Source organism: Streptomyces sp. NPDC017529 (assembly GCF_044329785.1).
In the GTDB taxonomy this organism is placed as follows: Bacteria; Actinomycetota; Actinomycetes; order Streptomycetales; family Streptomycetaceae; genus Streptomyces.
The window spans coordinates 246,704-269,828 of sequence record NZ_JBIRJY010000006.1 but is presented as its reverse complement, the minus strand read 5'-3'; the positions used below and the strand labels follow the sequence as shown (position 1 = coordinate 269,828).

Below are 23,125 nucleotides of genomic sequence, written 5' to 3'. Positions count from 1 at the left end.
CCGGGTCAGTCCTTCCGTTCCGGGGAGGTCGGTTCCGTACGGGCGAGCAGTGCGGCCAGTTCGACGAGGTCGGTGCCCGCCAGCCGGGGCAGCGCGCACCCGGAGAGGGTGCGGCACGCGGAGCGCCAGGAGCCGGGCACGCCGGCCGCGCCACCGATCGCGCCGGTCAGCGCGCCGGTCAGGGCGGGCGCCGAGTCGGCGACGCGGGAGAGGCAGGCGGCGGCCGGCACGGCCTCGGCCAGCCGGCCGTCGGCCGCGATGCCCAGGGCGAGGGCCACGGGCACCGTCTCGGCCGCGGCGATGCCGTAGCTGTAGACGTGGTCGACGATCTCGTGCTCCAGGGTGGGGACCAGGACGAACGCGGTGCCGGAGCGGCCGGCGGCCGGCGCACGGGCGAGCCGTACGGCGTGCAGGGCGTTGCGGCGGATCTCCGTACCGTCCGGCAGCTGGGCCAGCGCCGCGTCGGCGCAGGCGTCCGCGGTGGCTCCGCCGAGCGCCGCCGCGACCGCCGCGGCCATGGCGCGGGCGCCGTGCACCCCGTCGCCGTCCTGGGTGTACCGGGCGTCGAACTCCGCCAGCTCCGCGGCGGCGAGCGGGTCGCCGGGGTGCGCGACGGCCAGCACACACGCCCGTACGCAGGCGGCGTCGTCGAAGAAGTGCGGGTTGTCGTGGCCGGTGGCGGGCGGGCGCAGCCCGGCGGCGAGGTTGCCGAGCCCGGCGCGTACCGAGATCCGGGCGCGCAGCGGCAGCACCGCCGACTCCACTTCGGGCGCCCGCTCGGCGGCCGCGGCGATCTCGTCGGCCAGCGCGTGCCACGCCAGGTCGATGGAGGCGCGCGTCCGGCGGCCCCGGCCGGGCCCGCTGAGCGTCGCGCCCGCGGCGCCGAGCACGGCCCGCGCGGTGAAGGCGGCCCACTCGGCGTCGTCCGAGGGGCCCAGGCGCAGCGGCTCGGGCGGCTGGTTGAGGGCGATGGGCACGGGCAGGGTGGTCGTCGCGTTCTGCTCCGCGAACGTGTCCAGTTCCCGGGTCAGCCGCCGGGTCCACTCCGGCATCCGCGCCGCCCGGTGCCGGGCCGCCGGCCACCCGGCGGCATCGCCGGCGGCCAGCCCGAGCAGCAGTCCCTCGATGCGGCGTGTCCCTGCGGTGGGCGGTGGTCCGCCGGTCACGGCGCCGTCGCCGCGTCGGGGGCGGGGGTGAGCAACTCGGCGATGTCCAGGACGTGGTAGCCCGCCATGGAGGGCAGGCAGCTGCCGCGGACCGGGCCGATGGCCCGGGACCAGTCGCCGGGGATGGCGGTGGCGCCGCCCAGCGCCCCGGCCAGCGCGCCGGCGACCGCCGCCGTCGTGTCCGCGTCCCGGCCCATGTTGACCGCGGTCAGCACCGAGGCGGCGAAGTCGCCGCGGGACGCCGCGAACGCGCCGAAGGCCAGGCCGACGGCCTCGGGGGCGAGGTCGGTCCACGGGTACCCGCCGATGACGACGGCGGAGCGGACCGCGCGTTCCGTACCGAGCCGGGTGCTGCCCGGGGTGAGGCGGGAGCGCTGGGCGGCGGCGACCGCCCGGCGCAGTGAACGGGCGGTCCAGGAGTCTTCGGGGACCACGGACAGCGCGGCCGCGACGACGGCGTCCACCGTCCCGGCCACCATGGCGGCGGCGACCCCGGCGGCCACGGCCCGGCCCCCGTGGATGCCCTCGCCGTCGTGGCTGACCGTGCCGTCCACGGCGACCAGGCGGGCGGCCTCGGCGGGGCGGCCGGCGGCGAACACGCCGAAGGGGGCGGCGCGCATGGCGAGGCCGTCGCTCCAGGCGTGGCGGTGCTGGGCCGAGATGGGGGCGGCCAGGCCCCGGCGCAGGTTCTCCAGGGTGCCGCGCTCGCTGAACCCCGCGCCGCGGAACGGGCCTTCGTCGAGGTCGGCGATCCACCGGTGCCAGGCCGCCTCGACGTGCGCCACGGTGAGCGACGAGCCGTGCCGGGCCAGCAGCAGCCCGGAGAAGACGGCGTACTCGGTGTCGTCCGTGCCGACCGGGTCGTCGGTGACGAAACCCTCGATACGGCCCCAGCGTTGGCGGATCTGCGAGGGCTTCATGTTCTCGGCGGGGGCGCCGAGCGCGTCGCCGACGGCGAGCCCGAGCAGCGCGCCGCGGGCCCGCTCCCGCAGGGCGCCGCGGCGGTCGGCCCGTGCCGTGACGGTCTCCACGGCGGGCGCCGCCGCGGGCCGCGCGTCCCCCGCCCCGCCCCGTACCGCTCCCATCCCGCCGCCCCCTTGCCCATCGGCTACTGAAAACGTTTACCGAAATTCGGCTCCCCCATCCCTCGGGCGGCGGGGGTTTTCCGCGAGCAGGCGCACGGCCCGCCGGAGTCCGCCCCCTGTGATCCCCGCCTCACCACCGCCCACCCCGCCCACAAAACCGCAGGTCAGAGAGGTAAGTTCGGCCTTCCTTGCTAGCGCGGCGGGGCAAGTGGCGCATAGCTTCGAAGCGTTGGAGGGGGAAGCGCCGGTACCGGCCCACACCTCGCGAGAAGGGAACGGGTCATCTCATGTCCGTCATGGAAGTCATGGACGCGTCGGCGCCCACGCACATCGCCCACCGGGACAACCACACGCACCGCGACGTGAACGGCGGCTGGCTGCGCCCCGCCGTCTTCGGCGCGATGGACGGGCTGGTGTCCAACCTCGCCCTGATGACCGGTGTCGCGGGCGGTGCGGTCTCGCAGCAGACCATCGTCATCACCGGCCTCGCGGGCCTGGCCGCAGGCGCCTTCTCGATGGCGGCGGGGGAGTACACCTCGGTGGCCTCGCAGCGTGAGCTGGTCCTCGCGGAGCTGGATGTCGAGCGCCGTGAGCTGCGCAAACACCCCAAGGACGAGCTGGCGGAGCTGGCCGCGCTCTACGAGTCGCGCGGGGTGGAGCCGGAGCTGGCCCGTGAGGTGGCCAGGCAGCTGTCGAAGGACCCCGAGCAGGCGTTGGAGATCCACGCCCGCGAGGAGCTGGGCATCGACCCGTCCGATCTGCCGTCGCCCATGGTCGCCGCCGTCTCGTCCTTCGGCTCCTTCGCGATGGGCGCCCTGCTGCCGGTGCTGCCGTATCTCTTGGGCGCCTCCCAGCTGTGGCCCGCGGTGCTGCTGGCGCTGGTGGGGCTGTTCGGGTGCGGGGCCGTCGTGGCCCGTGTGACGGCGCGGTCCTGGTGGTACAGCGGTGTGCGGCAGCTGGCTCTCGGTGGCGCGGCGGCGGGTGTGACGTACGTCCTGGGCGCATTGTTCGGTACGGCCGTAGGGTGACGCCTCGTGCAGCGCTATGCGGGCCGTCGCATAACTAAAGTGTTACTTGGCGGTTTCGTTTCGCCGGGACCCGGGCATAAGCCCCAAGCGTTGCGGGCAATGTCGCCTGCTCGAAAACGACGCACACGACGCCGGTGGAGGTCGATCCGTCCGCCCGCGTCCCCGGTCCGCCGCCACGAGTGGTGTCCGCATGCTGGAAGGCTCTATCCGCTTTTCGAGAAGCGAGCCATCCTGTAACCTGCACGAAATTTCGCGGAGGGCCAACGTCGTCCCTCGGCACACCACATGCCACGACGACGTTGGGAGAGCCGATGCGTTCCGCGTCCACGCACTCCGCGACCACCGGCAGCGCCAGCGCCGCCCCCTGGTCGCCCATGGACGGGCGCCCCGCCCGGCAGGGGATGTACGACCCCCGCAACGAGCACGACGCCTGCGGCGTCGGCTTCGTGGCGACCCTCACCGGCGAGGCCGACCACGCGCTGGTCGAGCGGGCCCTCACCGTCCTGCGCAACCTTGAGCACCGCGGCGCGACCGGCTCCGAGCCGGACTCCGGCGACGGCGCCGGCATCCTCCTCCAGGTCCCGGACGCCTTCCTCCGCGAGAGCGTCACCTTCGGCCTGCCCGAGGCCGGCGCGTACGCCGTCGGCATCGCCTTCCTGCCGTCCGTGGCCGAGGACGCCGCGGCCGCCGTCTCGCGGATCGAGACGATCGCGTCCGAAGAGGGCCTGGACGTCCTCGGCTGGCGGGTCGTCCCCGTCGCCCCGCAGCTGCTCGGCAACGGCGCCCGCGCCACCATGCCCGCCTTCTCCCAGCTGTTCGTGGCCGACAAGCACGGCAAGGACACCGGCCTCGCCCTGGACCGCAAGGCGTTCGTGCTGCGCAAGCGCGCCGAGCGCGAGGCGGGGGTCTACTTCCCCTCGCTGTCGGCGCGCACCATCGTCTACAAGGGCATGCTCACGACCGGGCAGCTGGAGCCGTTCTTCCCGGACCTTTCCGACCGCCGTTTCGCCACCGCCATCGCGCTCGTCCATTCACGTTTTTCCACGAACACCTTCCCGAGCTGGCCGCTGGCCCACCCGTACCGCTTCGTCGCCCACAACGGTGAGATCAACACCGTCCAGGGCAACCGGAACTGGATGCGGGCCCGCGAGTCGCAGCTCGCCAGCAAGCTCTTCGCGGACGCCACCGGCAACAGCGAGAACCTGGAGCGCCTGTTCCCGGTCTGCACGCCGGACGCCTCCGACTCCGCCTCCTTCGACGAGGTCCTGGAACTGCTGCACCTCGGCGGCCGGTCGCTGCCGCACTCGGTGCTGATGATGGTCCCGGAGGCGTGGGAGAACAGCACCTCCATGGACCCGGCGCGGCGGGCGTTCTACGCGTACCACTCCACGATGATGGAGCCCTGGGACGGCCCGGCCTGTGTCACCTTCACCGACGGCACCCAGGTCGGCGCGGTCCTGGACCGCAACGGCCTGCGCCCCGGGCGCTACTGGGTCACCGACGACGGCCTGGTGGTGCTCTCCTCCGAGGTCGGCGTCCTGGACATCGACCCGGCCAAGGTCGTGCGCAAGGGCCGCCTGCAGCCCGGCCGGATGTTCCTGGTGGACACCGCCGAGCACCGCATCATCGAGGACGACGAGATCAAGGCGCAGCTCGCCGCCGAGCACCCGTACCAGGAGTGGCTGGACGCGGGCCTGATCGAGCTGGCCGACCTGCCCGAGCGGGAGCACATCGTGCACACCCACGCCTCGGTCACCCGCCGCCAGCAGACCTTCGGCTACACCGAGGAGGAACTGCGCGTCATCCTGGCGCCGATGGCCAAGGCAGGCGCCGAACCCATCGGCTCGATGGGCACCGACTCGCCGATCGCCGCCCTCTCCGAGCGCCCGCGGCTGCTGTTCGACTACTTCACCCAGCTGTTCGCGCAGGTCACCAACCCGCCGCTGGACGCCATCCGCGAGGAACTGGTCACTTCGCTGATCTCCTCGCTCGGCCCGCAGGGCAACCTGCTGGAGCCGACCGCGGCGTCCTGCCGCAGTGTCATGCTGCCCTTCCCGGTGATCGACAACGACGAGCTGGCCAAGCTCGTCCACATCAACGCCGACGGCGACATGCCGGGCATGAAGGCCGTCACCCTCTCCGGCCTGTACCGGGTCTCCGGGGGCGGCGACGCGCTGGCCGCCCGGATCGCGGACATCTGCGCCGAGGCCGACGCCGCCATCGAGGACGGCGCCCGCCTGATCGTGCTCTCCGACCGGCACTCGGACGCCGAGCACGCGCCGATCCCGTCCCTGCTGCTGACCGCCGCGGTGCACCACCACCTCATCGGCACCAAGCAGCGCACCCAGGTCGGCCTGCTCGTCGAGGCCGGTGACGTGCGCGAGGTGCACCACGTCGCGCTGCTCATCGGGTACGGTGCCGCCGCCGTCAACCCGTACCTGGCGATGGAGTCCGTCGAGGACCTGGTCCGGGCAGGCACGTTCCTGCCGAAGGACACCGACCCCGAGGCCGCGATCAGGAACCTGATCAAGGCGCTCGGCAAGGGCGTCCTGAAGGTGATGTCCAAGATGGGCATCTCCACCGTCGCCTCGTACCGGGGCGCGCAGGTCTTCGAGGCCGTCGGCCTGGACCAGTCCTTCGTGGACGCGTACTTCCACGGCACCACCACGAAGATCGGCGGCGCCGGCCTCGACGTGATCGCCAAGGAGGTCGCCGCCCGGCACGCCAAGGCGTACCCGGCCACCGGCATCGCCGCCACCCACCGCGCGCTGGACATCGGCGGCGAGTACCAGTGGCGCCGCGAGGGCGAGCCGCACCTGTTCGACCCGGACACGGTCTTCCGCCTCCAGCACTCCACCCGCTCGCGCCGCTACGACATCTTCAAGCAGTACACGGAGCGGGTGAACGAGCAGTCCGAGCGCCTGATGACGCTGCGCGGCCTGTTCTCCTTCAAGTCGGACCGCCCCTCGGTGCCGCTGGAGGAGGTCGAGCCCGCCTCCGAGATCGTCAAGCGCTTCTCCACCGGCGCGATGTCGTACGGCTCCATCTCCCAGGAGGCGCACGAGACCCTCGCCATCGCCATGAACCAGCTGGGCGGCAAGTCCAACACCGGTGAGGGCGGCGAGGACCCGGAGCGCCTGTACGACCCGGCGCGCCGCTCGGCCATCAAGCAGGTGGCCTCCGGCCGCTTCGGCGTGACCAGCGAATACCTGGTCAACTCCGACGACATCCAGATCAAGATGGCGCAGGGCGCCAAGCCCGGCGAGGGCGGCCAGCTGCCCGGCCACAAGGTCTACCCGTGGGTCGCCCAGACCCGGCACTCGACGCCCGGCGTCGGCCTGATCTCCCCGCCGCCGCACCACGACATCTACTCCATCGAGGACCTCGCCCAGCTCATCCACGACCTGAAGAACGCCAACCCGCAGGCCCGCATCCACGTGAAGCTGGTCTCCGAGGTCGGCGTCGGCACGGTCGCCGCGGGCGTCTCCAAGGCGCACGCGGACGTGGTCCTCATCTCCGGCCACGACGGCGGTACGGGCGCCTCCCCGCTGACGTCCCTGAAGCACGCGGGCGGCCCCTGGGAGCTGGGCCTGGCCGAGACGCAGCAGACGCTGCTGCTCAACGGCCTGCGCGACCGGATCGTCGTGCAGACCGACGGCCAGCTCAAGACCGGCCGCGACGTGGTCATCGCCGCCCTCCTGGGTGCCGAGGAGTACGGCTTCGCGACCGCGCCGCTGGTGGTCTCCGGATGCGTCATGATGCGCGTGTGCCACCTGGACACCTGCCCGGTCGGCATCGCCACCCAGAACCCGACCCTGCGCGAACGGTTCAGCGGCAAGGCCGAATACGTCGTCAACTTCTTCCAGTTCATCGCGGAGGAGGTCCGCGAGATCCTCGCCGAGCTGGGCTTCCGCTCGCTGGACGAGGCGATCGGCCACGCCGGTCTGCTCGACACCTCCAAGGCCGTCAAGCACTGGAAGGCGCAGGGCCTGGACCTGGCCCCGCTGCTGCACGTGCCCGAGCTGCCCGAGGGCGCGGTACGCCACCAGGTCACCGTCCAGGACCACGGCCTGGAGAAGGCGCTCGACAACGAGCTGATCAGGCTGTCCGCCGACGCGCTGTCCGCGGACACCGCCGAGGCCGCGCAGCCCGTACGGGCGCAGGTCGCGATCCGGAACATCAACCGGACCGTCGGCACCATGCTCGGCCACGAGGTGACCAAGAAGTTCGGCGGCGCGGGCCTGCCCGACGACACCATCGACATCACCTTCACCGGGTCGGCCGGCCAGTCCTTCGGCGCGTTCCTGCCGCGCGGCGTCACGCTGCGCCTGGAGGGCGACGCCAACGACTACGTCGGCAAGGGCCTGTCGGGCGGCCGGATCGTGGTCCGCCCGGACCGCGGCGCCGACCACCTGGCCGAGTACTCGACCATCGCGGGCAACACCCTCGCCTACGGCGCCACCGGTGGCGAACTGTTCCTGCGCGGCCGCGTCGGCGAGCGGTTCTGCGTCCGCAACTCCGGCGCCACGGTGGTGTCCGAGGGCGTCGGCGACCACGGCTGCGAGTACATGACCGGCGGCCACGCCGTCGTCCTGGGCGAGACCGGGCGCAACTTCGCGGCCGGCATGTCCGGCGGCATCGCGTACGTGATCGACCTGGACCCGGCCAACGTCAACGGTGAGCTGACCGCCGCCGTGTCCACCGAGCTGGACGCCACCGACCGGCAGTGGCTGCACGACGTCGTGCGCCGCCACCAGGAGGAGACCGGCTCCACCGTCGCCGCGAAGCTGCTCGCCGACTGGGACGCCGCGCTGGCCCGCTTCAGCAAGGTCATTCCGGCCACCTACCAGGCAGTGCTCGCCGCCAAGGACGCCGCCGAGCGAGCCGGGCTCTCCGAGTCCGAGACCCACGAGAAGATGATGGAGGCGGCGATCAATGGCTGACCCCAAGGGCTTCCTGACCACCGGCCGCGAGGTCGCGAAGACCCGCCCCGTCGAGGAGCGCGTCCGGGACTGGAACGAGGTCTACGTCCCCGGCTCGCTGCTGCCGATCATCAGCAAGCAGGCCGGGCGCTGCATGGACTGCGGCATCCCCTTCTGTCACAACGGCTGTCCGCTGGGCAACCTCATCCCCGAGTGGAACGACTACGCGTACCGCGAGGACTGGACGGCCGCCAGCGAGCGGCTGCACGCGACCAACAACTTCCCGGAGTTCACCGGTCGCCTGTGTCCCGCGCCGTGCGAGTCGGCGTGCGTGCTGGGCATCAACCAGCCGCCGGTGACCATCAAGAACGTCGAGGTCACCATCATCGACAAGGCGTGGGACAGCGGGGACGTCACCCCGCAGCCCCCGGAGCGCCTGTCCGGCAAGACCGTCGCCGTCATCGGCTCGGGCCCGGCCGGCCTGGCCGCCGCCCAGCAGCTGACCCGGGCGGGCCACACCGTCGCCGTCTACGAGCGCGCCGACCGTATCGGGGGACTGCTCCGCTACGGCATCCCCGAGTTCAAAATGGAAAAGCGCCACATCAACCGCCGTATCGAGCAGATGCGAGCGGAAGGCACCAAGTTCCGTACGGAGGTGGAGATCGGCCGGGACATCGACGCCGCCAAGCTGCGCAAGCGCTACGACGCCGTCGTGATCGCCGCCGGCGCCACCACCTCCCGCGACCTGAAGGTCCCCGGGCGCGAGCTGAACGGCGTCCACTTCGCGATGGAGTACCTGCCGCTCGCCAACAAGGTGCAGGAGGGCGACCTGACCGTCGCCCCGATCACCGCCGAGGGCAAGCACGTCGTGGTCATCGGCGGCGGCGACACCGGCGCCGACTGCGTCGGCACGGCGCACCGCCAGGGCGCGAAGTCCGTCACCCAGCTGGAGATCATGGGCAAGCCCGGTGACGAGCGGAACCCGGACCAGCCGTGGCCGACCTTCCCGATGCTCTACAAGGTCACCTCCGCGCACGAGGAGGGCGGCGAGCGGCTGTACTCCGTCTCCACCACCCACTTCGAGGGCGACGAGGACGGCAACGTCCAGTGGCTGCACCTGGTCGAGGTGGAGTTCAAGGACGGCAGGCCGGAGCCGAAGCCGGGCACCGAGCGCAGGATCCCCGCGCAGCTGGTCACCCTGGCCATGGGCTTCACCGGCACCGACCAGGACAACGGCCTCGTCTCACAGTTCGGACTGGAGCTGGACGCGCGCGGCAACATCGCCCGCGACGCCGACTTCGCGACCAACGTCCCGGGCGTGTACGTTGCGGGTGACGCGGGCCGCGGCCAGTCGCTGATCGTGTGGGCCATCGCCGAGGGCCGCTCCGCAGCACGTGGTGTGGACCGCTACCTCGCGGGCGCCAGCGCGCTGCCCGCGCCCATCAAGCCGACGGACCGCGCACTGACCGTGTAGCGGCCCCGGCTCACAGATGTCCCGCACAACGACGTGCGGAACACCAGCGGCGCCTGCCTCCCTCCCCGACCGGAGGGCAGGCGCCGCAACCTATGCGTACCGGATCACCGCCCGGCCCCGGGGACCAGCGAGCCGTCCGAGGTGTGGGGGAGAGCCCTGGCGCGTGCCTCCCGGACCGGGCGCGCCGTCCCGTTGAGGTCCCTGTGCACGGTGCGGGCCAGGTCCTCGATCGCTCCGACGCCCGCGTCCATGGTCGGGTGATCCGCGGTCAGGACGGCGAGCGCGTAGTCGTGGCCCCCGCCGGTGAACGCGCCGACGCTGTGCACCCGCCAGCCGCCGCCCGTCCGTTGCAGCCATCCGTTCTTCACCTGCACCTGCGCCCCTGCCGGTGCGCCGGCGGGCACGCCCCAGCGCTGCTCGGGCACCACCCGGCTCATGAGGTCCACGGCGTAGGCGCGGGAGGCGCCGCCGAGCACGGGGTTCTCGGAGGTGAGGAGCCCCAGCAGGGTGAGCTGGTCGGCGGCGTTGATCTGGGTCAGTCCCCAGTAACCCTCCGTGTCGGGCACGGTGTCGTGCATTCCGGCGAGCTGAAGAAAAACGTTTATCCTCGCGAGGCCGATCCGCTTCCACAGGGTGGTGGTGGCGCCGTTGTCCGACTCCGTGATCATTGCTGCCGCGAGCTTCTTCTCGTCCTCGGTCAGCTGCCGGTCCTCGTCCTGGGCCTGCCGCAGGAGCGCGCCCAGCACCACGACCTTGACGACACTCGCCGAATCGTATTGCCGCTTCGCGTCGTACGCGCAGCCGGTTTTGCTCTTCCGGTCGTACAGGGCGAACGACACGCGCCCAGCGGAAGCGTGCGACTTCACCACCTTGCCGAGATCTTCGGCAAGCCGGTCGGCGAGCCCGTCGTCGGCGGACGTGCAGGTCACCTGGGGAGCCGTCCGGGGCGCTTGCGACGCGGTGGCCGCCGGAGCCGCGGCCGCGAGGAGCGAGGACAGCGCGGCGGTGGCAACCGTCACCACCGAGAGACGCCGCTGACCGGGACCTGACATGAGTATGTGTGGGCGCAAGGTGATTCTCTGCCTCTCAGATCGTGATCGTCGTGATCGCCGGCAAGCCGGAACCCGCCCGGTGAGGTTCAGGTCCTACTCGCCCACCTGCGTGATCCGGTCGTCGCCGAGTCGCGACTGTACGTCCTGGAGCAGGACCTTCAACAGGCCCGCGAGCTGTTCCTGCTGGTCCGGCGTCAGGCCGCCGACCAGTTCCGCTTCCCGGTTCAGCACCTGGTCCACGGTCTCCTCGACCAGCGCGTGGCCGGCCGGGGTCAGCTCCACCCACACCGTGCGGGGGCGGCCCCGGCCCGTGCGGCGTGCGACCAGGCCCTCCCGCTCGGCGCGTGCGACGCGCTGCGAGATCGCGCCGGCCGTCACCATGGAGCGGGCCGCCAGTTCGCGGGTGCTGAGGGTGTACGGGTCCCCGGCGCGGCGCAGCACGCTCAGCAGGTCGAGGGTGGCGGTGTCCACCCCGGCGCGGGCCAGCACCCGGCGCCGGTCGTCGCCCAGCAGCTTGGCCAGCTGCCAGAGGGGCGTGACGATCCCGATGGAGGAGACCGGGGTGCCGGGGCGCTCGCGCTCCCAGGCGTCGGCGATCTCCTGGACGGGGTACGGGGCGTCCGCCCTTGCCATGGGCCCTCCTGCGAATGTTATGTTCAGGCCTAAATTTAGGCCTGAACGACTGACGTCGGGAGCTACCTTATGTCACGCACCATCCTGGTCACCGGCGGCGCCACCGGTATCGGCCTGGCCGTCGCCCGCCGCTTCGCCGCACAGGGCGACGCGGTCACCGTCACCGGCCGCCGCCCCGCGCCCCTGGAGAAGGCCGCCGAGGAGACCGGCGCCCGCGCGGTCGTCTGCGACCACACCGACCCCGCCGCGCTGGACCGCCTGCTGGCCGAACTGCCCGCCTCGGTCGACGTCCTGGTCAACAACGCCGGCGGCAACACCGACCTGGACGCCGCGCCCGACGGCGGCCTCGCCTCGTACGCGGCCGCCTTCCGGGCCAACCTCGACGCCAACCTGCTCACCGCGGCCCTCACCACCAAGGCCGTCGAGGACCGGCTCGCCCCGGGCGGCGCCGTCGTGCACATCGGCTCGATCGCCGCGGCCAGGGGCGCGGGCTCGCTGGGCGCCTACGGCGCCGCCAAGGCCGGGCTCGGCACCTGGAACCTCGACCTGGCCGACGTGCTCGGCCCGCGCGGCATCACCGCCAACGTCGTCTCGCCCGGCTACGTCGAGGACACCGAGTTCTTCCGTGACCGGCTCTCCGACGAGCGGCGCGCGGGGCTGGTGGACGCCACCGCCACGGGGCGGGCGGGGCGGCCGGACGACATCGCGGCGGCGGTGGTGTTCCTGGCGTCCGAGGGCGCGCGGCACATCACCGGGCAGGTGCTGGAGGTCAACGGAGGCGCGTACAAGACGCGTTGAGCGGGCACCGTGCCGGGCGGCCTCAGTCCTCGACGAGGCGGGCGGGGAAGCCGCCCGTGGCGATCGGTCCCCAGCGCAGCGGCGAGACCCGGATCAGCGACTTGCCCTGCTTGAGCATCGCGGCGCGGTACTCGTCCCAGTCCGGGTGCTCGCCCGCGATGACGCGGTAGTACTCGACGAGCGGCTCGACCGAGTCCGGCGCGTCCAGGATCTCGGCCTCGCCGTCGATCTGCACCCAGGGGCCGTCCCACTCGTCGGACAGCACGAGCACGCTCACCGACGGCGCCCGGCGGGCGTTGCGCACCTTGGCGCGCTCCGGGTAGGTCGACATCACCAGGCGCCCCTCGCTGTCGACGCCGCAGGTCAGCGGCGAGGCCTGCGGGGTGCCGTCGGAGCGGCGGGTGAGTAGGACGGCGCGGTGCCGGGGACGTACGAACTCCAGCAGGCCGGGCAGTTCCACGCGGGTGCGGGAGGCGACGGAAGGGCTCATGCGGCTGAGCCTAGGCGGTGGAGCGCGCTCCCGGCAGGTGACGTTCCGAGGGGGAACGTTCCGGGCGGTCCGCGCTATTGACTAAAAGTCAAAGCAGAACGACGCTGCTGGGCAGCCGTCGTAGCCGCACCCCGGGAGGACTGGTGGGTACAGGTTCAGGTACAGACGCACGGACCGGAGCGGGCGGCACCTCCGCCGCCCTGGCAGAGCTGGCGCAGGCGCTCGGCACCCCGGCGCCGCCCGGCCTCGCCGCCGCCTCGCCCGACGACCTCGCCTTCCTGGCGAACGCGGTGCGCGGCCGCCGGGAGAGCGAGGCCGCAGGCCTGAACGACGCGGCCGAAGAGGCCCTCAAGCTGGTGCCCGCCCTCGCCCGCGGCCCCGTCCGCCGCATCCTCTTCCGCTGACGGGACGGTGATCACCGTGAAAGCGCTCGGCAACCGGGCCGAAGCACAGAAGATCGCGCAGCTGCTCGACGTGCCGCCGGAGCGGCTGGAGTTCCTGCACGCGCTCCCGGCGGAGGGCGTACGGCAACTGCGCGCCCGCACCGTGGACGCGCTCTTCGACCACGCGCCGGACATGCTGGACCGCATCGCCGCCGCCACCAAGCTGGTACCGGCCGGAGTCGCCGCCGCCATCTCGCAGAAGGCGCTCGGGCCGCGGCTTGCGGCCTCCGTGGCCGGGCGGCTGGAGGCCGGGCGCGCCGCCGACATCATCGAGAAGCTGCCCGTCGCCTTCACGGCCGAGTCCTGCGGCCACCTGGACCCGCGCCGTATCGCCGGTGTCGTCGACCGGCTGGACGAGGACCTCGTCGTCCGCATCGCCGTCGCCCTCGCCGAACGCGGCGACCACCTCACGATGGGCCGCTTCGTCGGCCACCTGCGCGACCGGGCCCTGGAACGGATCCTGCAGCTCGTCGACGACCGCGTGGTGCTGCGCGTCGGGTTCTTCATCGACCTGCCGGAGCGCCTCGACGCCATCCTGGGGCTGATGGGCGAGGAACGGCTCACCTCGGTGGTGGCCGCGGCCGGGGACGGCCTGTGGCCCGAGGCGCTGGCCGTGGCCGCGCTGGCCGGCCCCGGACGGCGGGCGGAAATCGCCGCCCTCGCCGCCCGCCAGGACCCGCGGCGGCTGGACGAACTGGTGCGCACCGCGCACGAACAGGAGCTGTGGGAGGCGCTGCTGCCGCTGGTGGCCCTGCTCTCCGAGGAGGACCGGCGCGCGGTCGCCGCCCTGCCGTCGCTGCGGGACGCGCGGGTGCTCGGCGACGTCGTACGGGCGGTCGTGGCGACCGGGCTGTGGGCGGAATTCCTGCCGCTGGTGGACGCGTTGCCGCCGGAGTCGCGCGAGGCCGTGGCGGACGCGGCCGGCGCGCTGCCGGACGCTGACCTGGACGCGATGGTGCTGGAGGTCGAGAAGCAGGACCTGTGGGACGCGGTACTGCCGCTGGTGGAACTCATGGACGAGCCCGCCAAGGAACGCGTCTTCGCACTGCCGGCCTTCCAGGGGCAGGAGCAGAGACAGGGGGAGGGGTAGCGCGAAGGCGGCCGGGCGTTCGCCGTCCGCTCAATCCGCCCCGGGCGCAAAGCGGATGGCCTGACGGTGGCCGCCCGCTAGCGTCCGTGGCATGAACGATTCCTCTGCCGCCGGACAGGCGCACTCCGGACCCGTACCGATCGCTGCCGACGTCTGGCACCTGCCGTTCCCGGTGGGGCACGTCTACCTTGTCGGCCTGTCCGGCGGCGGCTACGCGGCCGTCGACACCGGCCTCCCGGGCTCGGCGCCCGTGATCCTGGACGCGCTGGCACGGCTCGGCGGCGGTCCCGGCGCGCTGCGGCAGATCGTGCTGACGCACTCGCACATCGACCACATGGGCTCGGCCGCCGACCTGGTGGCCGCCACCGGTGCCCGCGTCCTGGCGGGCGCCGCCGACGCCCCGTACATCCGCGGCAGCGCGCCGGAGCCGCGGCCGGTGCCCACCCCTGCCGAACAGGCCCTGTACGAGCGGGTCATGGCGGGCATAGCGGAGGCGGGCACCCCGCCGTTGCGGCACGTGGAGGTGGACACCGAACTCCACGAGGGCGACATCCTCGACGACTGGCCAGGTCCCGCACGCGTGCTCCACGTCCCCGGCCACACCCCGGGCAGCATCGCCCTGCACCTGCCCGCCAACGGCGTGCTGTTCCCCGGCGACAACATCGGTGCGGGGCCGGACGGCCGGATCGTCCTCGGCCCCTTCAACGTCGACCGGGCCGTGGCCATCGCCTCCTTCCGGCGGCTGGCCGCGCTGCCGGACGTGGACACGCTGTGCGTGCCGCACGGCGCGCCGGTCCGTACGGGCGCGGCACGGGCCCTGGCGGCGGCCACGCCGGAGGCCGACTGGCTGTGAAGCGCCAGGGGCGACCGGGCCGTTCGTCCATGTGGCGACAATGGGGTCCGGTCCGGTGCCCGAGTCCGGCGCGGAACGGAACAGAAAGGCTTCGCCATGCAGCTGCACACCCACGAGTGGGGGACCGGCGACCGGGTCGCGGTCCTGGTCCACGGGATCATGTCGGACCACCGCACCTGGCGCCGGGTGGGCCCGGCGCTGGCCGAGCGCGGCTACCGCGTGATCGCCGTCGACCTGCGCGGCCACGGGGCGAGCCCGCGCGGCCCGTACCGGGACACGGTCTTCGCCGACGACCTGGTGGAGACCCTGCCGGCGGACGTGGAACTGGCGCTGGGGCACTCGCTGGGCGCGATGGCGCTGTCCTTGGCGGCGGAGCGGCTGCGCCCGCGGCGCGCCGTCTACTCGGACCCGGCGTGGACCCTCGGCAACGCCGGGCGGCCGATGGACCCCGCGCTGTTCGTCGAGTTCAAGCGCGTGACCCGGCAGATGATCAGGGGTTTCAACCCGCGCTGGGAGGAAGCCGACATAGACCTGGAAATGGCGACGATTCAGGAGTGGGATCCGGACACCGCGCTGGCCCTCTCCGGCAAGGACCTCAAGGAGCGCATACCGGAGCGCCCGGTCGTCCCGTCCCTGGTGCAGGTGGCGGGGGAGGGGTTCTTGTTCACGGAGGCGGACAAGGAGCGGGTGGCGGCGCGCGGTTTCGAGGTCCGCACGGTGGAGGGTGCCGGGCACACCATTCACCGGGACGACTTCGACGGCTTCATGAAGTCGCTGGAGGGGTGGCTGTAGCCGGCCGCCGGACGGGTCCGTCGCCTGCCGTTCTTTTCGTCGACTGCCGGAATTGCCGCTGAATGTTCAAAGTTGCACCACCGTGGGGTGGCCGGATGTGGCGGTGGGGTGCCGGTTTCCCCCGGGGGCTTTTGCCGCGTTCGGCGGCCGCTGATTAGGGTGTGGTGCGTGGTTGTGCCAACCACCCGTCCCGGTCGGCGCACGGACCGGTACCCCCCGAAATCCCCTGAGGCAGCACATCGATGAGCGAACCGGCGATATCGGCCCGGGGCTTTGCCGCCGCCGCCGGTCCTGGGTGCCCCGCGCCGGTCCCCCCGCCGCCCGCCCGCCCGTTCGCCGAGGAGCGCATCACCGCCCTGGTCCTGACGTACCGTCAACCGCTGTTACGGTACGTCACCGGCCTGCTGCCCGCCGACCCGCAGCGCGCGGAGGACGTCGTCCAGGAAACGCTGTTGCGCGCCTGGCTGGAAAGCGACGTCTCCCACGTCCGCGGGGCCCGGCGCGAGGCGGGGTGGGAGCCGGGCCTGCCCTGGCTGTTCCGGGTCGCCCGCAACGTCGTGATCGACTGGAGCCGGCGCGACAGCTCCCGGCCGGCGGTGCCGACCGGGCTGCCACCGGAGACGGCCGGCCCGGCGGACGAGGTCGCGCGCGTCGTGGAGCGGACGCACGTCGTCGAGCTGCTCGCCCAACTGTCCCGTCCCCATCGAGAGGTTCTGGTGTACACATACCTGCTCGGCTGTTCCGGCCCCGATACGGCGCACGCCCTGGGCATCCCGCCCGGCACGGTGAAGTCCCGGCTGCACCATGCGATGCACCACCTGCGGCGGGCCGCCGCGCTCGCCGCGCGGGAGTGTGCGTGAGCGCCACCGGCCACGCCGCACCGTGGGGGACGGCGGCCGTGGCGGCACCGGCGCAGTCCCCGGTGCCGCTGGCCCTCGGCATGCCGGACCGCAACTCCTGGCTGATCCTCGCCGGCTTCCTCGCCGCCCTCGTCCTGCTCGTCTGGCTGCTCGCCCGGACCGTGCGCAAGCTGGGCGGCTTCCGCCGTACCTGCCGCCGCATCGCGTGGGAGACCCGGATGACGGCACGGGCGTTCACCGCGCCGCTGCGTGCCTACCTGCGGCACCGCCGCTGTGCCCGCATCCTGGCCGCGTACTTCGCCGACCCGGCCGCCCACGATCTCCTGCGGACGGCCCTGGACCGCGCGGACGCGGCAGCGGGCGACGGCTGCCACGCGCCGGCGGCCCAGCTGACGCAGGCGGGGGACCGCGTCCGTGTCGTCGTCGCGGGCCGCGACCCGGCCGGTTCCGCCGGCCCGGTCCTGCCCTGGGCGGACGCGGCGGACGAGCCGGGTGAGTGGACCTGGGCGGCGCCGGCCGGCGCGGTGCGGGACCGCACGGGTCCCGGCCGTCCCGTACGGCTGCCGCTCGTCCTGGGCGTGGACCGCAAGGCGCCGGGCGTCGTCGTCGTGGACTGGCTGCGCGGCCCCGCCGCGCTCGCCGTCGAGGGAGACGCGCGGGTGTCCCGCAGCGTGCTCCAGGCGCTGGCCGCTCAGGTGGACCGGATGCCGGACGGGCCGCCCGTCGTGGTCGCGTCCGGTGTGCATCCGCGCTTCCCCGGGCGTCCGCTGGACGACGTCCTCGCGGAGCTGGCGGCGGCGGGACCGGAGGCCGCGGCCGAGGCGGTGCCGGTGATCGTCTGCTGGGCGCCCACCCCCGCACAGGCGGCGCGGCTCGCGGAGCTGTGCGCCAGGGGACAGGCCCGCGTGCTGGCCGGCGGCCGGCTGCCCGGCGCCTGCTGGGTCCTGCACGCCGAGACGGACGGCAGGCTGCTCGGCCCCGGGCCGCAGGTGGACGTGGAGTCGCCCGCACTCGGCCGCTCCGTGGCCCGCGCGGTACGGCGGGGGCTCCCCGCGCCGTACTCCGTGCTGCCGGACGCCGGCACGGGAACGGGCACGGATGACGGCCCCGGCGTCCCGGCCGGGCCCGTACGGGAAACCGCCCCGCAGAAGCCGGAGTTCCGCAAGCCCGAGCCCGAACCCAGGCCCGCGCCCGAGCCCGAGCCCGCGCCCGTCCCGGACCGCGGTGCGCCGGCGCCCGGACCGGCAGCGGCCGTCTCCCGGCCCGAGCCGCCCGCCGTCGCCCGCGAAGCCGGCTTCGACACCGGCTTCGACGCCGACTTCGCCGAGCCCGAGCCGGGCACACCGGCCCCGGCGGCCCCCGCCGCGACCGCGTCCGTGCCCACTCCGGCGCAGCGCACCGACGCGCCCGAGCACACGTTCGCCGCGCACACCGGGGAGCGCCCGGCGCAGGCCGAGGACGGCACCGGCCGTACCGCCGAAGCCGGCTCCCCGGCCGGTGCCGACTTCGCGGAACCGGACCTCGCCGAGCCCCGGCCCGCCGCCGCACCCGGCCTCGCCGGGGTGTCCGCCGCCTCGAACCGCTCCGACGCCGACTCCGACCCCGCCGACCCCGGCGACCCCCAGGAACGGACTCCTCGTAACCCGTGAGACTCTTCGTCACCCTCGCGCCGGCCGCCCCGGAAGCCTCCGCTCCGGCCCGGCCCGGCTCCCCGCACACCGCCCCCGAGCGGCGCGACCTGGTCCTGCACACCCCGGGCGGCACCACCGTCGGCGCCCTGGCCGCACGCCTCGCCGGTGAGCACGCCACCGCGGACGGCGCGGCCCCCGCCCTCTACCTCGGCGACCGCGAACTCCCCGCCGACCTGCCGCTGTCCGCCACCGGCATCCGCGACGGCGCCACGCTCGGCCTCGGCGGCCCCGTGCCGCCCCAGCCCGACGGCGGCTACGGCCCCGACCGCACCGAACTGCCCCCGCCGTCCCGCTCCGCCGACGGTGAGCGGCTGCCGCGCGCTCCCCGCGTGGAGCTCCAGCTCGTCGGCGGGCGCGGCGCCGGACGGGTCTGGCCGCTGGACCTCGGCACGCACACCGTCGGCCCCGCCGAGGGCAGTTCGGTACGCCTCCAGGGCCGCGACGTGCCCACCGCCGGCATCCGGATCACCGTCCGCCCGGACGGCACGGTGCTGCTGGACGCCGGACCGGCGACGGGCCACCGCACCGACGTCCACCTGTCCCTGCCCGAGCCGCCGCCCGACCGGCCCCGCGCCGACGCCGCCCCGCTGCCGCCCGCGCCGCCGCCGGAACTGCCCGACCCGTATGCCGACACCCACGCGCCGGTGCCCGACGGCTGGGTGGAGTGGCCGCTCGGCGGCGAGCTGCGGATGGGCGAGTACCTGCTGCGGGTGGCCGAGCCCACCGAGGCGGACGCCGCCGTGACGGCCTCCGAGGACGGCGCGCACCTGGACTTCAACCGGCCGCCGCGGATCGTCCCGCCGCTGGTGCCGGAGCGGTTCACGCTGCCCTCGCCGCCCGTGCCGCCCGCCCGGCGCTCCATCCCGCTGCTGGTGGTGATCGCGCCGATGTTCATGGGCATCGGCATGGTCGTCTTCCTGCACTCGTACTTCTACCTGATGTTCGCGTTCTTCAGCCCGGTGCTCGCCATCGGCAACCTGATCAGCTCCCGGCGCAGCGGCTGGCGCGACTTCCTGACCTCGGTCGCCAACTACCGCGCCCGGCGCGCCTCGCTGGAGGGCGACGTCAAGGGCATGGTCGCGCGCGAACGCGGCCTGCGGGTCGCCGCGGGACCCGACCCGGCCGCCGCCGGCATGTGGGCCGTCGGCCCCGGCGCCCGGCTGTGGGAGCGCCGCCGCGGCCACCCCGACCACCTGCTGCTGCGCGTCGGCACCGTGCGCCAGGCGTCGCTGCTGACGATCGAGGACAGCTCCCGCGAGGACAACCACCGCACGGTGAACTGGCAGATCCCCGACATGCCGATCGGCGTGGACCTGTGCGGCGACGGCGTCGTCGGCATCTCGGGCGAGACGGACGCGGCCCGCGCCCTGGCCCGCTGGACGGTGGCGCAGGCCGCGATCCTGCACAGCCCGCGCGACGTACGGATCACCGTGCTCACCGACGCGGCGGGCGCGCCCGCCTGGGAGTGGGTGCGCTGGCTGCCGCACGCCCGCCCCGGTGCGGGCGGCGTCGCCGCGCCGCCCACCGGCGGGCCCACCGTGACCGTCGGCAACGACCCGGAGACGGTCGCCAACCGGGTGTCCGAACTGGTCTCCGCGATCCGCTCCCGGGCCCGCACGCGCGAGTCCGCGATGGGCGGCGCGCTGCTCGCCGAGCCCGACCTCGTCGTCGTCCTGGACGGCGCGCGGCGGCTGCGTGACGTGCCCGGCGTGGTGCAGGTCCTCAAGGAGGGCCCGGCCGTACGGGTCTTCCTGATCTGCCTCGACCAGGAGGAGCGGATGCTCCCCGAGGAGTGCGTCACCGTCTGCGCGGTCGGCGCCCGCGAGGTGACGCTGCGCCGTACCGGCAGCGCCGACCTCACCGGCATCCGCCCCGACCTGGTGGACACCGGCTGGTGCGAGCGGATCGCCCGCGCCCTGGCCCCCGTACGCGACGTCACCCCCGACGGCTCCGACGGCCTGCCGGACCGCGTCAAGCTGCTGGACCTGCTGAACCTGGAACCCCCGCAGGCCGCCGAACTGGCCGCCCGCTGGACCAAGCGCCCGGCCTCCACCGGCGTCCTGCTCGGCGCCGGCTACACCGGTCCGGTCACCTTCGACCTGGTCAAAGACGGCCCGCACGGCCTGATCGCGGGCACCACCGGCGCCGGCAAGTCCGAACTCCTCCAGACGCTGGTGGCGTCCCTGGCGGCGGTCAACCGGCCGGACGAGATGACGTTCGTGCTCGTCGACTACAAGGGCGGCAGCGCCTTCGCGGGCTGCGAGCGGCTGCCGCACGTGCTGGGCATGGTCACCGACCTGGACAGCCACCTCGTCGAGCGGGCCCTGACCTCGCTGACCGCCGAACTGACCCGCCGCGAACGCATCCTGGCCGACGCGGGCGCCAAGGACCACACCGAGTACCGGGCGATGCGCCGCCGCGACCCCGCGATGGCGCCGCTGCCGAGGCTGCTGCTCATCATCGACGAGTTCGCCACCCTCGCCCGCGACGTGCCCGAGTTCGTGCCGGGCCTGGTCGGCATCGCCCAGCGCGGCCGCTCGCTCGGCCTGCACCTGCTGCTCGCCACCCAGCGCCCGGCCGGTGTGGTCACCGCCGACATCCGCGCCAACACCAACCTGCGGATCTCGCTGCGCGTCACCGACGCCCTCGACAGCCAGGACGTCCTGGAGGTCAACGACGCGGTCAGCATCTCCAGCGACACCCCGGGCCGCGCCCTGGCCCGCATCGGGCACCGCTCGGTGCTGCCGTTCCAGACCGCCTTCGTCGGCGCCGTACGCGACGCCGCGCAGGCCACGCCCCCGGACGCCGGGGACACGGGGCAGGGCGCCCGGCCGCAGCCCGAGGCCGACGTGTGGACCAGCGAACTGACCTGGTCGCTGCTGGGCCGTACGGCCGCCGAACCCGCCGAGGAGACCGCGGACCTCTTCGACGCCATCCAGGAGGCGATGGACGACCGCGACGCGCCCACCGACCTGACGGCCCTGGTCGACGCGGTCCAGCAGGCCGCCGCCGACCTGGAGATCGAGCGGCAGCCCAGCCCCTGGCTGCCCGCGCTGCCGCACACGGTGACCCTGGCCGAACTCCCCGAGCGGCCCGACCCCGCCGACGGGCGCCTCGCGCCGGTCGTCTGGGGCCTGGCCGACCTGCCGGGCGCCCAGCGCCAGGAGCCCCTGGAACTGGACCTCACCCGCTTCGGGCACCTGTACGTCCTGGGCACCCCGCGCTCCGGACGCTCCCAGGTCCTGCGCACCATCGGCGGCGCCCTGGCCCGCCGGCACTCCAGCGCCGACGTGCACCTGTACGGCATCGACGCGGCCGGCGGCGCGCTGGCCCCGCTGTCCGCGCTGCCGCACTGCGGCGCCGTCGTACCGCGCGCCGACCTGGAACGGCTCGGCCGGCTGCTGACCCGCCTGACCGCCGAGATGAGCGCCCGCCAGGAACTGCTCACCTCGCACGGCGCGGCCAACCTCACCGAACTGCGCGCCTTCCTGCCGCCCGCCGAGCGCCCCGCCCACGTGGTCGTCCTGATCGACGGCTGGGACTCGCTGGCCGCCCTGCTCGGCGACCACGACGGCGGCCGTCCGGTCCAGGAGCTGACCGCGCTGATCCGCGAGGGCGCGCCGATGGGCCTGCACGTCATCGCCACGTCCGAACGCGCGCTGATGACCGGCAAGATCGCCTCGCTCAACGACGAGCGGCTGCTGCTCAGGCTGACCGACCGCAACGAGTACAGCCTGGCGGGCGTGCCGCCCAAGCAGGTGCCGGCCGTCGTCCCGCAGGGCCGCGGCTGGCGCGGCGGCAGCGCCACCGAGGTGCAGGTCGCGCTGCTCGGCGAGCAGGCCGCCCAGGGACAGGGGGCACCGGTCACCGGACGCGACCAGGCCGAGGCGCTCAAGCGGATCGGCGAGCGGGCCGAACAGCGCGACCGGGACGTGCCCGCCGCGCGCCGCCCCGCACGCGTCCTGAGCCTGCCCCGCCAGGTCTCCTTCACCGACGCGTACGAGAAGGTCCCGGCCGCCGACCGGCGCCCCTTGTGGGGCCTGCTCGGCGTCGGCGGCGACGAACTCGGCCCCATCGGCGTGGACTTCGCGGCCGACGCGCCGTCCTTCCTCGTCAGCGGCCCGCCCGGCAGCGGCCGGTCCACCGCCCTCACCACGCTCGCGGTGTCCCTGCTGGCCGGCGGCACCCGGGTGGTCGCGCTCACTCCGCGCGAGTCGCCGCTGCGCGGCCTGGCCCGGCACCCGCGTGCCGTGGTCATCCAGGACCCCGACCCGCTGGCCGACGAGGTCACCGCGGCGCTGACCGCCGAACCGGGGCCCGCCGTGGTCCTGGTGGACGACGCCGACCTGCTCTCCCAGCTGCCCGCCGCCGACGCGGCGCTGCGCGAGGTCGCCACCACGGGACGCGACCGCGGCATCGGGCTGGTCGCCGCGGCCACCGCCGAGACGCTCACCTCGGTGGGCATCGGCTGGCTCGGCCTCGTACGGCGGGTGCGCAAGGGCGTGCTGCTCTCGCCGCAGTCACCGGGCGAGGGCGACATCCTCGGCGTACGGGTGCCGTACGACCTGCTGCGCGGCCGCCCGACCCCCGGCCGGGGGCTGACCGTCGACCCGGTCTCGGGCGCGCTGGTGTCGGTGCTGGTGCCGGAGACCGTGCTGCGCGAGGGGGACACCGGCTGACCGGCCGGGCGCCCTTACGACGGTGCCCCGCCACCGGACCTCGGGTCCGGCGGCGGGGCACCGTCGCGT

The 23,125-nt window shown here is 74.2% G+C and carries 16 protein-coding genes; 11 read left to right on the top strand and 5 right to left on the bottom strand.

From position 1 onward, the window contains the following. Positions 1–5: 5 nt before the first annotated feature. Together ACH4K4_RS18125 and ACH4K4_RS18120 are read right to left on the bottom strand one after the other, a co-directional pair. Positions 6–1,166 (bottom strand): ADP-ribosylglycohydrolase family protein, encoded by a 1,161-nt coding sequence (locus tag ACH4K4_RS18125; RefSeq protein ID WP_398168325.1) that lies wholly within the window; start codon positions 1,164–1,166, stop codon positions 6–8. After that, the gene (locus ACH4K4_RS18120; protein ID WP_398168323.1) at positions 1,163–2,251 is read right to left on the bottom strand and encodes an ADP-ribosylglycohydrolase family protein; all 1,089 of its coding nucleotides are present in this window, start codon (positions 2,249–2,251) and stop codon (positions 1,163–1,165) included. Before ACH4K4_RS18120 ends, ACH4K4_RS18125 begins: the two co-directional genes overlap by 4 nt. Positions 2,252–2,547: 296 nt before the next feature. Between ACH4K4_RS18120 and ACH4K4_RS18115 the strand changes: the two genes are divergently transcribed. The 3 genes from ACH4K4_RS18115 to ACH4K4_RS18105 all read left to right on the top strand — a co-directional run bounded on the left by ACH4K4_RS18115 (position 2,548) and on the right by ACH4K4_RS18105 (position 9,675). Continuing rightward, entirely contained in the window at positions 2,548–3,279 is a 732-nt protein-coding gene (locus ACH4K4_RS18115; RefSeq protein WP_398168699.1) for a VIT1/CCC1 transporter family protein, read from the top strand. A gap of 311 nt (positions 3,280–3,590) precedes the next feature. Beyond that, complete coding sequence (gene gltB, locus ACH4K4_RS18110) at positions 3,591–8,222, top strand: glutamate synthase large subunit (protein ID WP_398168322.1); 4,632 nt, start codon at positions 3,591–3,593, stop codon at positions 8,220–8,222. Then, entirely contained in the window at positions 8,215–9,675 is a 1,461-nt protein-coding gene (locus tag ACH4K4_RS18105; protein WP_398168321.1) for a glutamate synthase subunit beta, read from the top strand. Before gltB ends, ACH4K4_RS18105 begins: the two co-directional genes overlap by 8 nt. 104 nt (positions 9,676–9,779) lie before the next feature. Here the strand turns inward: ACH4K4_RS18105 and ACH4K4_RS18100 are convergent, their stop codons facing one another. Together ACH4K4_RS18100 and ACH4K4_RS18095 are read right to left on the bottom strand one after the other, a co-directional pair. Next, positions 9,780–10,694 carry a serine hydrolase gene (locus tag ACH4K4_RS18100; RefSeq protein ID WP_398168319.1) on the bottom strand — a complete coding sequence of 305 codons (915 nt, stop codon included), beginning with the start codon at positions 10,692–10,694 and terminating at the stop codon, positions 9,780–9,782. A gap of 126 nt (positions 10,695–10,820) precedes the next feature. Further along, positions 10,821–11,360: a MarR family winged helix-turn-helix transcriptional regulator gene (locus ACH4K4_RS18095; protein WP_398168317.1), complete on the bottom strand. Its 540-nt coding sequence runs from the start codon at positions 11,358–11,360 to the stop codon at positions 10,821–10,823. Between the two features lie 69 nt (positions 11,361–11,429). Here ACH4K4_RS18095 and ACH4K4_RS18090 point away from each other — a divergent pair, with 69 nt between their 5' ends. Beyond that, on the top strand, positions 11,430–12,158 hold the full coding sequence (locus ACH4K4_RS18090; RefSeq protein ID WP_398168315.1) for an SDR family NAD(P)-dependent oxidoreductase: 729 nt from the start codon (positions 11,430–11,432) through the stop codon (positions 12,156–12,158). Between the two features lie 22 nt (positions 12,159–12,180). On the opposite strand, the gene ACH4K4_RS18085 is transcribed toward ACH4K4_RS18090, so the two are convergent. Then, positions 12,181–12,648, bottom strand: a complete 468-nt coding sequence (locus ACH4K4_RS18085; RefSeq protein ID WP_398168314.1) for a PPOX class F420-dependent oxidoreductase — start codon at positions 12,646–12,648, stop codon at positions 12,181–12,183. Positions 12,649–12,791: 143 nt separating this feature from the next. On the opposite strand from ACH4K4_RS18085, the gene ACH4K4_RS18080 reads away from it, so the two are divergent. The 7 genes from ACH4K4_RS18080 to ACH4K4_RS18050 all read left to right on the top strand — a co-directional run bounded on the left by ACH4K4_RS18080 (position 12,792) and on the right by ACH4K4_RS18050 (position 23,056). Then, entirely contained in the window at positions 12,792–13,052 is a 261-nt protein-coding gene (locus tag ACH4K4_RS18080) for a hypothetical protein (RefSeq protein ID WP_398168313.1), read from the top strand. 7 nt (positions 13,053–13,059) lie between these two features. Beyond that, positions 13,060–14,181, top strand: coding sequence for a hypothetical protein (locus ACH4K4_RS18075; protein WP_398168311.1), 1,122 nt, complete (start codon positions 13,060–13,062; stop codon positions 14,179–14,181). A 91-nt stretch (positions 14,182–14,272) separates the two neighbouring features. Continuing rightward, a complete protein-coding gene (locus tag ACH4K4_RS18070; protein ID WP_398168310.1) occupies positions 14,273–15,034 on the top strand; it encodes an MBL fold metallo-hydrolase in 762 nt (253 codons plus the stop codon). 96 nt (positions 15,035–15,130) lie between these two features. Then, entirely contained in the window at positions 15,131–15,826 is a 696-nt protein-coding gene (locus ACH4K4_RS18065) for an alpha/beta fold hydrolase (RefSeq protein ID WP_398168308.1), read from the top strand. A gap of 242 nt (positions 15,827–16,068) precedes the next feature. Next, positions 16,069–16,686 carry a sigma-70 family RNA polymerase sigma factor gene (locus ACH4K4_RS18060; protein WP_398168307.1) on the top strand — a complete coding sequence of 206 codons (618 nt, stop codon included), beginning with the start codon at positions 16,069–16,071 and terminating at the stop codon, positions 16,684–16,686. Beyond that, positions 16,683–18,335 (top strand): hypothetical protein, encoded by a 1,653-nt coding sequence (locus ACH4K4_RS18055; RefSeq protein WP_398168306.1) that lies wholly within the window; start codon positions 16,683–16,685, stop codon positions 18,333–18,335. Before ACH4K4_RS18060 ends, ACH4K4_RS18055 begins: the two co-directional genes overlap by 4 nt. Positions 18,336–18,424: 89 nt before the next feature. Next, positions 18,425–23,056 carry an FtsK/SpoIIIE domain-containing protein gene (locus tag ACH4K4_RS18050; protein ID WP_398168698.1) on the top strand — a complete coding sequence of 1,544 codons (4,632 nt, stop codon included), beginning with the start codon at positions 18,425–18,427 and terminating at the stop codon, positions 23,054–23,056. Positions 23,057–23,125 lie beyond the last annotated feature (69 nt).